Source organism: Psychrobacillus glaciei, from assembly GCF_008973485.1.
Classification (GTDB): Bacteria; Bacillota; Bacilli; order Bacillales_A; family Planococcaceae; genus Psychrobacillus; species Psychrobacillus glaciei.
Genome location: NZ_CP031223.1, coordinates 491,501 through 503,599, shown reverse-complemented (window position 1 = coordinate 503,599; position 12,099 = coordinate 491,501). Strand labels below are relative to the sequence as shown.

The window sequence follows — 12,099 nt, the reverse complement described above, 5'->3', positions numbered from 1 at the left end:
TAATAATAGAAGCGTTGCATCTGCCTTTCCCATTATCTATTAATACTAGCTTTTCTAAACCCTTTAATTACATCAATAACCGCAAAGGCTACAAATAACAAGATAATTCCTATCTGAAAAGAATCTTTCATGTCAAATGAACTTTTCATCAGTCCTTCTAAATACGCTATAAAATCAGGATTTATCAAAATAGAATTACTGAACATAACAATAACAACGATAGAAGATATAGCATGTCGTACAAAATTTAAAGTTGCTACTTTCATAGTCCATTGACCTACGACAAATTTGTAACATACCAAAGTAACTTCAACAGCAATTGCAATTACGACAATTAACCAATAAGACTGCAGAACCTCTTGATTGAAGGAAGGTATTGTCAGCTGTAATTTACCATGAACGCTCTCATATACACCAAGTAACTTAACTCCATTAAAATAGATAGCGGTAAAGATCCCAATCTCCAATAAGCTTCCGAATATCTTAGATTTAGCTATTTTTTTCTCTTTCAAAATAGGTGGAATACTTTTTAAATCATCAGGTGTCCAGTCTTTCAAACTAGTTTTTATAGACAGTTTTTCATTTGAAATATCTGTACGTTCCAAGATTGCAAAAATAAGCGTTATCCAAAAAAATGACTGGATTAATGTACCTAGAATTTCTATTATACCTTTCCCTATGACAGCAAGAACTATGTTCATCACTGCTTCATTGGAATTATAAGAGAGTATACTTTCCGATATGGATACTATGAGAGCGATAGTTGCAGCAATAGGTAATATCATTTTCAGTAAAGTTACATATATACCGAAATAATTTGGTCCTATCAGGTGCATCGGACGATCTAAATAGCCGCTAGCAAGCGTTACTGGGCTTCCAAGCTTAGCAAGTACTTCCTTCTCATCTATCTCTGTAAAATTTTCTGGTAGCATATCCTCAATTGTCGACTGTAACTCAAGTGCAATATCCTTACGGTGCTTTTCAGGAAGTCTACGAGTTACTTCCTGGATATACATATCAATTAGGTGCATCCCCTTCGTCTCCTTTTAACAATATATAAAGCTCACTTGAAGTTTTTTCCCACTCTTTTTTTAACTGATCGAACAATTCTATCCCATATTCGCTCAACACATAATACTTCCGCGGTCTACTGTCAGATGTATCCCAACTACTAACTACTAACTCTTGCTTTTCTAATCGTCGAAGCAAAGGATATAAAGTACTTTGGTCAATTAATACATTGGATTTCTCCAGTAATTGGACAAGCGAATATCCGTATTGCGGTGTACGCAATTGACTCAATACAGCTAATGTCAGCGTCCCACGTCTTAATTCTGTAATTAACGAACTTAATAGCTTACTCATATTTCACCTCACCATTTATACTATGTGATATACACTATGCTTTATACTATGTATCATACACTATTATGATTACTACAGCCATTTATTGCACAACAAAAAAGCCAAGTTATGAACTTAATCATGACTTGGCGAGTACTCTATTTATTTTTTTTGCTTTTTTCATCCTTATATACTTTATGTTTTCCATCCGCGAATTCAACTTCCAAGTCGAACTTCGTGTAGTCTTCAACATCGAATGCTTTGGATACATTTTTAATTACATCATCTTTACTCATATCTTTTGATAAATCTATTTTCTTCAACATTGGCCTCATCTCTTCATATGCTTTATCGCCCTTTAACTTCTTCGGTTCCATTCGATTCACATATTCGGCTTCTATTGTTGATCCTTTAATCTCCATTGATACCTCAATGGCATCTTTATGATCTGGGGTATCTACCTCTAAATCAAAAGAATTAAATCCAAACTCACTCTTTTCTTCGTCTACTGTTGCCGCACTTTTCACTTTTTCTTTATCTCCACAAGCGCCTAATAATAACGCGATTACCAATAAAGCACTTCCATATATCGAGTATTTTTTCATTTTCATGATATATCCCCTCGTTGTCTTGTATTTTAAGGCTAACTAAGGTATATCCATAAAAATGGAATCATAAACGAACGCCGATTTAATCTGGAAAGCGTTCTTCACTTGATGAAGTAGATTTTGTCTCCCGTTTATTTTTTTCGTCTTTTACTTTTTCATTTAACTCTTCTACCGGAATTGGATCGACAGTTTGCATTCCTTTGTCCATATCAAAAATGCTTTTTTTATCCGTTTTCACCTCATCTGGATTGTCTGGTATATGCCCCTTTTTATGTTGGTGCACACGATCTTCAGAAGTTTTATCCATCTTACTTATCGCTCCTATTCATGTCTTTAGCCTTTGTTTAACCTATTTTCTTCACGCTAAACCATTTAGGACAAGAAAAATACAAGTGTCCTTTAAGGCATTTTTTCTTTACTATTTCCAGAGTGCTTTGGACGAAACATCTGCTCCTGCGGTTACTCGTCGCAAATAACATTGGCTACTCTATTACCGTTAGATTTATGAATCGTGAAGTAACTGCGCCACATCACGATTCATTTTCAGGGGTGATCTTGTGGCGTATGATTGTCCGTCGCCCTCTTGAAATATGTAGAGACAAGGTGCATGAGGTTTGGTTAATAAGAGAATAAGTCCTTTGCAATTTTTTTAAAAGCGGGCGAAGATGCAATTTCGTCCGCTCAGCGCTTCTTTATCAATGGATGCTATCTATTTTTTCAGGTTTCCCTTGTCCTATTGATAAACAATGGAAAGTACATGCACATTATTCCTATGTAGTTGCGATTTGAGCAGTTGAATTTGCGTTATAACACTTTTAATTTGCGATATACACATATGAATTTGCGTTATGAATTCTCCCCGAGGAATTAGCAAGCAAATCAAGACCCGGGCCTCGTGCGTTCAATTGATCAAAGGCTAAGAGCGCCACATCGTGTGCCAACACCTTTGTGACCACCGTCGTGTTGGCCCGAAGTGGCTTGATGCTTTCCCCAAGAAAGCGTTCGCCTGAAACGGAAATCAACCTGTTCCTAACATGAAAACTTATATACTTTATTGAAAAGCGCAAGTGTCCTTTAAGAGTATCTTGTGTTCACTATTTTCTGAGTGCTTCGGATGAAATAGTGTCTATACGATTACTGGGAGAAATCAAAAAGATCGTGAAGTAAGTACGTCACTTCACGATCTTTTTTCGGTAATTTTTTTTGCCTGTTTTTCTCAAGTATACACTAGCAATACTGAATTTATTATATGCTTTCTTTTAATAAAATTTCGAAAACATAGTCCACCATCTACTTTTCTGGACAGGTCCCGAACGAGCAATTAGCAAAGATACTTGTGCCATTGTAATTGGCAAGGAAGACTTTTTTCGAAGTGCCAAATACTTAGGCTCCCATTGATCTGCATATTTTTCTTTAAACATTTTTAATCCTTTAAAATGGTAAACCGCTTGGCCGTATAAGAAAATTTGATATGCAATTTTCTCAGTTAAGAAAGAATATTTAGATAGACCTACGTTGGCCAAAGGAGCCATTCCTAAATTGAACTTCACATAATTTTCTTCTTTGTACCATTCAAACAATTTGATAAACAAATAATCCATTGTGGCATTTGGAGCGTTCTTTCCATATCTCATCAGATCAACAGAAATCATTTCCCCACCATCGTAAGCAGGCATTATATTGCAAAATGCAATTGTTTTTTCGTCTGAATCAACTATCAAAGCAATTGGAATAGATTTTAAGTATGAAGGATTGAACCAGCCTAAAGAAAATCCTTTTTCTTTTCGGCCATCCAACCACTCATCTGAAATTGGTTTTAAACTTGCGATAAACTCATCTGAATGAGGAGGTTGAATTACTTTAAGTTGATATCCTTCCCTCTCCAGTTTATTTTTATTGGCGCGCAAATTTTTCATTTTTTTCCCTGATAAGTCGAACGTAGGAAGATTGACAAAGGCTTCTTCTCCCAGTTTAAAAAAATCATAGCCGTTTTCATGAAGGTAAGGGAACATTTTAGAAGTAACTTGATAATAAACTGGCGTATAGCCATATAAATTTGCACGATCGTGAAATTCTTCCATTGCTCGAAGAATATCTTTTTTCTCACCTATTAGGTCCCCGAGAACAATTAATTTATCTGAGTACCTCTGAAAAGAAACCATCACTGTTTTGGATTGATTCCAATAAATATATTTATCATGCAGGAAGATCAAATGAGATAACACTGTACCTCCATATTTGTCGAGATGCTCTTTTATTTCACTTTCATATGTTGTAGATTTTTCGAAAGGAAAATGCCTTGGCTTGTTGAGCAAATAACCTATAGACATATATAGGAGGGCAAGAATGATACCAATTATTGCACTAATAAACAAATCGGAGGAATCTGTAATAACGTATGGCTGTAATTTTACTGGAATGGATATAGTTGATGAAGGTAAATTTACGTACCCAATAAACAAAAATATTGCTAAAATAATTGTAATTCCAATAATATCTGTTATGGATTTACCCCAAGTAGGTACAAAATTTTCTCGATAAAAACGTTTCTTAGACATGAGTAATATGAGGAAAACAACTAATACAAAAGTCGCATCTTCGTAGTCAAACCATTTGGATAATGAAAAAACCGCTGCAACTACTAATGCAACTAGTGTTAAATCGTATGCCCATTTCACTCGATATTGTATCCCTCTAGTCAACATTAAGAGGGAAATACCTAAACCAACCGTAAACTTATGGGACATATTCATCACTGGTAAAGCTAAAATTTCATTTGCCATTTTTACCCTTTCAAGTGCTGCAGGAATTGCAGCGGATAATAATAAAATAATTCCAGCCAATAAAACAAAAACAGTAACAAACCAATGACTAATATTTTGTAAAATAATTGCTGGGATCCGATTAAACTTTTGGTTCAGTTCTCCCCAGAAATAAAATAATAATGTAGCGGCCCCTAGTAAAGCGGGAATGATAAAATAGCTAATTCTATATAATAGCAGTATCAAGAGAGTTGTTTCTGTTGGAACCCCTAGCCCTTCCATCCCAAGCAAATACATTAAATCAAATGAGCCAATTCCACCAGGCAACATACTAATAATACCTGCAAAAGAAGCAACAATAAATGTTGCAAACATACTCGGAACAGATACGGAAACGCCAAGAAATAGCGTAATTATATAAATCAGCAGAAAAGCAAATCCCCACTCGAAAATTGAAATAATAGCTAATGAAATAATATTTTTCCTATTCATGCGTACTGGAGCAAGTGTATCTTTCTTCCTTTTTATACTAATTAATAAAACTGGAAAATATAACGCAATCCCTACAAGGGCAATGTGAATCCATTTTACTTGATCAAAAATAGGTGTATGAATAATTCCGAGTAACGGCAACCAGCTCAATAAAGACATACCAGTTAGGTAAAATAGAGTAATTAATCCTATTCCTTTCACAAGCGCTTTTTTCTCGTAGCCGTGTTGACCATAAAAAAAAGTACGAATCATCATTCCTGCTATTCCGCCAAAACCTATAAAGTTAGAGACAGTGTTAGCCGTCCACGAATAAATGATTGTCTTTTTAACCGGAACTTTTAGTTGTAAATGTCGACGCAAAACAAAATCATAAAGAACCATAGGGAAAACCGCAATAATTCCTGCAAAAGTAATAATGAATAGATGACTAAGTGCTAACTTATTAAAATTATTTTTCAAAAGAGAAAAGTCTAAATTTTTTAGCGCCTGATTTGATTCAAAGTAGAACACAATAAGTATTAAAAAAGGGAGTACTATTTTAAAAAGTCGTGAAAACCAAGGCATTTTCCAAAATTGTCTCAATGTTTATCAACTCGTTTCTTTCTTATCATTTCCATTTAAGTTTATCTTATCATTAATCTATTTGTACTGTTTCATTAAAGTTTATTTTACATTAAACAGGGTAACATACATAACAATATGAGAGGAGTGAGAAGGGATGAAGAACAAGCTAGCATTAACTGCACTTGGACTAGGCGCCGCATACTTAATGAGAAACAAAGAAGCTCGGGATAAATTGTCAAAGCAATTTGATAATTTTATCAATATGCCTATGAAAGGAATGAAGAACGACAATAGTGGAAGCTAATCATTGAATAGAAATTATATGCAAGAAAACCGGATAAAAAGACGTCAGGTCCTTTTAAAAAAAGTTGCCCTCAAAAGTCTAACTTCACTGACTTAAGGGCAACCCATTTTTTTATAGTAGCGTAAATCGATTAACCACTTCTTGTAAGTCTTGCGCTATCTTGTTCATCTTATCTATAGAACCTGCTACACGTTCAAGTTCCGCTTGTTGATCTGCAACGGAGGCGCTCACTTCTTCAGCCGAAGCGGCAGTTTCTTCTGAAATAGCGGAGATACTCTGAATTGCCATCATCGCTTGGTTTTTATGTTCTAACATAATAGATAATTCATTTACCAACTCGTTAATGGCCGTTGCAATTGCTCCTGAAAGCTCTTCATTTTCTTTAAAGGCTCTTTCCGTGCTATGAACAGATTCATTTTGCACTTGCATCAGTCCTACATTAGAAGCAATAATTGCAACTGTCTGTTTGGATTCCTCTAAAATACTTTGAACGGTTTGTTTAATAACTTCCGTTTCACCTTTAGACTGCTCCGCTAGTTTTCTTACTTCCTCTGCTACTACTGCAAAACCTTTTCCATGCTCACCAGCACGTGCAGCTTCTATACTTGCATTAAGCGCTAGTAAGTTTGTTTGTTCTGTAATACCTTGAATAGAGGTGATTACTTGGTTAATGTTTGCAATGTTAGATGTTAATGTATCGATTTGTCTCTGTACCTTACCATTCATTTCATTGGTTGCTGCGTTATGTTCACGCAGATTTTGGACTTCATTCATTCCTTTTACTGTGGATTCTTTTGTTTTATGAGACAAGTTGTCCATTTTAGAAGACAGAGCTTTTAAGTTATCAATCTGATTGGATAAATCTATCATGCGGTAATTTGTTTCTTCTGTATCTTCGGACTGCTTTGAAGCACCTTGTGCAATCTCATTTGTCGCTAATGAAACCTCTTGGCTAGATGCAACAATTTCATTAAATGTTTCATGTACCTGGTTAGAAGATTCATTCAAAATAGTGGAAGAATTGAACACAGAATGTATGGCATCATTCGTTTTTTCTAGCATATTGTTATATGCTGACGCCACAGCACCGATTTCATCCATTTTAATATATTTTTGGTCTACTTTTTTTGTTAAATCTCCAGTAGCAGCAGTTTCGATAGATTCTCGCAAAAACTTCAGTGGTTTTAATTGATTAAAAATAAACCAAACGGTTACTATCCCCATTAAAGCAACCATTACAATTGCAGCGACTATAGTTAAGAATAAGATTTGATGATAAGTTTCTAAAATTTTCGATTTCGGTAAGACTATTTGAACTGACCATATATCATCAATTCCTTCAAGTATCATAGGAGCAAATGCATTAAAAGCTTGTTCCCCCAGTTGTTTCGAATCTACATACAACTTATCTGGCTCGCCTCTATCTAAGGTTTGTTTCACAGTTTCCCAATCTATAGCATTCTGCATATTAGAGCCATCTAACTTTTCATTAATACTATTTACAGTGAGCATGCCATTGTCTGTAATAATACTTGCATAGCCGCCATCTGGCTTAATCGAGGTTACCAGTCCCTTTAAAAAGTCTATAGACAAGTCGGCATTAAGTACTCCAAAAAATTTTCCAGAAGAATTAACTAAAGGTATAGCAATTGTTGTCATAGAAATTGTTTTTCCATTTACATTATAATCATACGGCTCTGTAAGAATTGCTCGACCCTCTTTCTTCGGTATCCAATACCAGTCAGCATTGTCTTCCTTTTCGTAGCCTTCCATAGGATTTGATACGATACTAGTCCCATCTTTGGACAAATAGGGAATAAAGCGGTTTCCACTGTCTATCAGCTTGGTTGAAATTGTATCATCTATTTCTACTGTTCCACTTTCCATGAGCGCGCCAACACCAACTAAATCTTCATTTGTTGCTAAACTTGTCTCTAGAATGTTCAATACGTCTGCTCCAGAAAGTTCTCCTTTTGCCTGAAGTGTTTCAATAAGATGTTTTGTCGTACGCAGCATATCATTTGTTTTCTTAAAACGACCACTCATTTTCTCCGCGGAGTATTGTGCATTTGCAATCGTCGAACTCTCTGAATCTTCTACACTTTTATTATATAAAATTACACTTGTCACTACTGTATAGGCCAGAAACAGTCCCAAAAATAATCCAATAATTAATGCCGATAGCTTCCAAGTAATACTTTTTGACATTTTCATGTTACACCCATTCCTATTTAATAAGTTTTATCATAAATCAATATGCCACATACAACAATACTAGTATTTGGAAAAGAATAAGGACAGTATAGTATCATCCATTCTTCAGTAAATAAAACGTTAAACTACAATTCAAACAAATTTACATTAAAAAACGCCAAGCAAAATTTCTACTTGGCATTTTCAAATTTATAACGTTATTTTGTTCTCTCATAATATAAAACTAAATCATGGTAATATTTATTTAAAGATGTTGTGGATACATTAAAAGCCTCGGAAATTTCTTTAACCGTCATTTCTAAAGGTTCAAATAAACCAGTTTCTTGTCCAAAGCGAATTGCCCCAGCAGCAATTGCCACTTCTTTACGGGCATTGGGTTGTTGTTCGAATAGATAATCTTCCACTATTTCTATTAAGTCATTATATGCACGATTATGTTTTACTAAGAAATCCATAGCAACTTGTAGAACACCTGCTTCGAAGAAAGTATACTCCCCACCTTCATAGCCGTTTTCTCCAAGTACGCGCCAAAGATCTATTCCGTTTTCCTTCACAAATTCTTGAACTAATTGTTCATTTTGTGACTTAAATCGTTTTGCAAAATTCACAAACAACTCTTTATGATCTGTCGGGAAGAATACTAAGCTAGAAATAGCTAAGTATTGGTTTTCTATAAATGTTCCATCAGGCAAAATGAAACAATAAACATGCATACCAACTGGGACTGGCTTTTCACTTTCACGTCTTAATTGAATAATCTCCTCCGTCAAAATATCCGTAACCGTCATATAAGTGTCTTCTACCTCAGCAACTTCACCGATAAAAACACGTGGTCCATCCCATTGCTCTAATACTCTTAAAGTAGAAGGACGCACCACTTTCTTCCGTTGTTTTTCTAAATAACCTTCCCAAATTTCTTTTTTATGATGGAAAAAGAATTCATCCATTACAATGGCTTCAATCATTTCTTGATCCAAGTAATGTTTTAACGGTTCACTCCATGTTTTCACTAACTCCGAGAAATCGGATAGATCTTTTCTTTCTGGATACTCATCATAAAATGTTTGTAATATACGTTCTAGCTCTTCAATTTGAACTTCTTCTATTGTAATGGTCTCTTTCGACTCACAACATTTTTTATACTTCTTTCCACTACCGCATGGACAAGAATCATTACGTCCTACCACAAAAACACGTCCCTCTATACAATAAGTTGAAATCTAAGTCTACCATGAATTTTGTCGAAAAATAAGGACCGAACGACTCGGGGCATATTTCTTACGAAAATTCATGTACTTTGTTTGTGGTATTCTAACAAAAGTTTTTATTTTGCAACTAATTCATCTATTTTTCCAACTAAGCTATTCCTAATTCCAACTACCTGCACAACAAGCTCGAAGTGGAATAACCAAGACTCCAAGCGCACATTTCCTCTATATTATTGAGCAGTATAACCACCATCCAAAATAATTGCTTGTCCTGTCATACCCCTTGCAGAATCACTTGCAATGTATAATGCCAAATCCGTAATTTCTTTAATATCAAGCAATCTCTTTTGCGGAACAAGCGGATACAGAACCTCTTCCAGCACCTGTTCCACTTGGATATTTCGAGTTTTGGCTAAATCTTCGAATTGATTCCGCACGAGTGCAGTGTCTACATAACCAGGGCAAATTGCATTCACTGTTACGCCATCAACCGCTGTTTCAAGTGCAGCTACTTTTGTTAATCCTATTACCCCATGTTTGGCTGAGTTGTAAGCAGCTTTTCCTGCAAATCCAATAACGCCATTAATCGACGCCATATTAATAATTCGTCCAAATCCTTGTTTCTTCATTTGAGGTAATGCGTGTTTGATTGCTATAAATGGTGAAGTTAACATAATTTTTATAAGTAATTCAAACTTCTCTGTAGGGAAATCTTCAATCATTGACACGTGTTGCATACCTGCATTATTCACCAAAATATCTATTCTTCCAAATGTTTCGATCGTGAACTGGATTGCTTTTCGAATGTCTTCTTCTATTGTTACGTCACATACGATTCCTTTAACACTGCCGTTCATTCTAACAACCGCTTCATCAATTGCTTCATGTGATAAGTCGGATATAACTACATTTGCACCTGCATTAGAAAATGCTTTTGCAATATCAAAGCCTATTCCCCTGGCCGCTCCAGTAATGAATAATACTTTTCCCTCCATCTAAAATTCCTCCTCCAGTTACTAACCACTACCACTAATGTGAATCTAATTTCTAACTCGTGCATTAACTTTTCATTTAATTATATCGACAATTATCTATTCTTCCAAGTCTCCGAAAACCTTCATACAGAAAACGATTATATCCTTAGTTCACCTGTTTTTATATATCTACTTCATTGGTGAACCTAACTATATAAACTACGAATGCACAGCACTGAAATTCTAATGTTATAAAGAGATCTTCTGTTGTAATTTGCTATTTTTCTTTTAACAATAGGAATGGTCCTTTTGGAAAAGTAAACCTTTAATATTATTCTTTCATTACAAATGGTCATTATGCGCATCGGTGGTTGATTGTCTTCATCATTATGTTCTATCATATAAAGAGGTCATTTCAATACGAATCATTAAATAAAGATTATGATGTATGACTATGGCAATATGATTATTTAATGAAAAGAGGATATCTTAAAATGACAATCCTAATGGTGGACGATAATTCTGTAAACTTATTTGTAATTGAAAATATCCTAAAAAAAGCAGGCTATGAACATTGTCATCCTTTAAACTCTGCAGATGAGCTATTCCAATACCTTCGCATTGATGAAAAAGAAGCTCCCGTACCTAAAGTAGACCTTATACTATTAGATATCATGATGCCGAAAATTGATGGGATTGAAGCATGCCGTCGAATTCAACAGGAGGATAGGCTAAAAGAAATACCTATTATTTTTCTAACTGCACTAAATGATTCTAAAAATCTTGTAGAAGCTTTTGAGGTTGGTGGTTCTGATTATGTAACAAAACCAATTGATAAGCTAGAATTTTTAGCACGAATTCGGGTTGCCCTAAGACTGAAACATGAAAAAGATCGAAATAAAGAACAAGAAGAAAAGATGCAGAGAGATTTACAACTTGCTATGCAAGTACAAGGTAGTCTTTTGAATGACTCTATATTGGATGAATTTTTGAGTATTCAAAAATATCATCAACCTTCTGACAATTTAGCAGGTGATATGTATCACTGGCATAAGTTTAGTAATCATCGCTACGGTATTATCCTATTTGATATTATGGGACATGGTATTAGCGCTTCTCTTGTAAGTATGTTCATTTCTTCCGTCCTAAGAGATGCTATGAAAAACTTAGAAGATCCTATACTAGTGATCAAAGAACTAAATCGTTATATGACTTCATTGCATAATAAAAACGATTTAAACTATTATTTTACTGGAATATATATAATTATTGACACAGAGAAAAAAGAAATAGAATATGTGAACGCAGGTCATCCCCCTGGCTTCTTACGAATTGATGGAAAACATCTTCTTACCTTGGAAAGAGGAGCATGTGCAGTCGGATTATTTGATGAAATTCATGTAAAAAAATCCACTGTTTCCTATAAGAATAACATTCAGCTTCTCCTCTATACGGACGGCATATTGGAGTCAGAAGCGGTTGATGAATTGGAAACAATAGAAAAATTACAGATGCTAACTATGCAAGATTGGAAAGATAAAGATAGTCTTTTCAAAGCAATGTTGAGTGATATTGATCAATCTAAACAAAAAGATGATATATGCTTACTAATGATAAAAACAGTATAAT

General features: G+C 34.8%; 10 protein-coding genes. 2 read left to right on the top strand and 8 right to left on the bottom strand.

Going from position 1 to position 12,099, the window contains the following annotated elements; genetic code table 11:
* Nucleotides 1-32: 32 nt before the first annotated feature.
* The 5 genes from PB01_RS02395 to mprF form a co-directional block, all read right to left on the bottom strand.
* Nucleotides 33-1,031, bottom strand: coding sequence for an HAAS signaling domain-containing protein (locus PB01_RS02395; RefSeq protein ID WP_151698698.1), 999 nt, complete (start codon nt 1,029-1,031; stop codon nt 33-35).
* Nucleotides 1,018-1,365 carry a PadR family transcriptional regulator gene (locus tag PB01_RS02390; RefSeq protein WP_151698697.1) on the bottom strand — a complete coding sequence of 116 codons (348 nt, stop codon included), beginning with the start codon at nt 1,363-1,365 and terminating at the stop codon, nt 1,018-1,020. Before PB01_RS02390 ends, PB01_RS02395 begins: the two co-directional genes overlap by 14 nt.
* Nucleotides 1,366-1,502: 137 nt before the next feature.
* Nucleotides 1,503-1,955, bottom strand: a complete 453-nt coding sequence (locus PB01_RS02385) for a YusW family protein (protein WP_151698696.1) — start codon at nt 1,953-1,955, stop codon at nt 1,503-1,505.
* Nucleotides 1,956-2,034: 79 nt separating this feature from the next.
* A complete protein-coding gene (locus PB01_RS02380) occupies nt 2,035-2,259 on the bottom strand; it encodes a hypothetical protein (protein ID WP_151698695.1) in 225 nt (74 codons plus the stop codon).
* A gap of 952 nt (nt 2,260-3,211) precedes the next feature.
* Nucleotides 3,212-5,788 carry a bifunctional lysylphosphatidylglycerol flippase/synthetase MprF gene (mprF, locus tag PB01_RS02375; RefSeq protein ID WP_151698694.1) on the bottom strand — a complete coding sequence of 859 codons (2,577 nt, stop codon included), beginning with the start codon at nt 5,786-5,788 and terminating at the stop codon, nt 3,212-3,214.
* A gap of 136 nt (nt 5,789-5,924) precedes the next feature.
* Here mprF and PB01_RS20795 point away from each other — a divergent pair, with 136 nt between their 5' ends.
* Nucleotides 5,925-6,074 carry a hypothetical protein gene (locus PB01_RS20795; protein ID WP_192797441.1) on the top strand — a complete coding sequence of 50 codons (150 nt, stop codon included), beginning with the start codon at nt 5,925-5,927 and terminating at the stop codon, nt 6,072-6,074.
* 111 nt (nt 6,075-6,185) lie between these two features.
* On the opposite strand, the gene PB01_RS02370 is transcribed toward PB01_RS20795, so the two are convergent.
* From PB01_RS02370 to PB01_RS02360, 3 genes are all read right to left on the bottom strand, one after another.
* Complete coding sequence (locus PB01_RS02370) at nt 6,186-8,282, bottom strand: methyl-accepting chemotaxis protein (protein ID WP_318837499.1); 2,097 nt, start codon at nt 8,280-8,282, stop codon at nt 6,186-6,188.
* Between the two features lie 203 nt (nt 8,283-8,485).
* On the bottom strand, nt 8,486-9,475 hold the full coding sequence (locus tag PB01_RS02365) for a YecA family protein (RefSeq protein ID WP_151698692.1): 990 nt from the start codon (nt 9,473-9,475) through the stop codon (nt 8,486-8,488).
* Nucleotides 9,476-9,726: 251 nt separating this feature from the next.
* Nucleotides 9,727-10,491: a 3-hydroxybutyrate dehydrogenase gene (locus PB01_RS02360; RefSeq protein ID WP_151698691.1), complete on the bottom strand. Its 765-nt coding sequence runs from the start codon at nt 10,489-10,491 to the stop codon at nt 9,727-9,729.
* Between the two features lie 473 nt (nt 10,492-10,964).
* Here PB01_RS02360 and PB01_RS02355 point away from each other — a divergent pair, with 473 nt between their 5' ends.
* Entirely contained in the window at nt 10,965-12,098 is a 1,134-nt protein-coding gene (locus tag PB01_RS02355) for a SpoIIE family protein phosphatase (RefSeq protein ID WP_151698690.1), read from the top strand.
* Nucleotide 12,099: the final 1 nt, after the last annotated feature.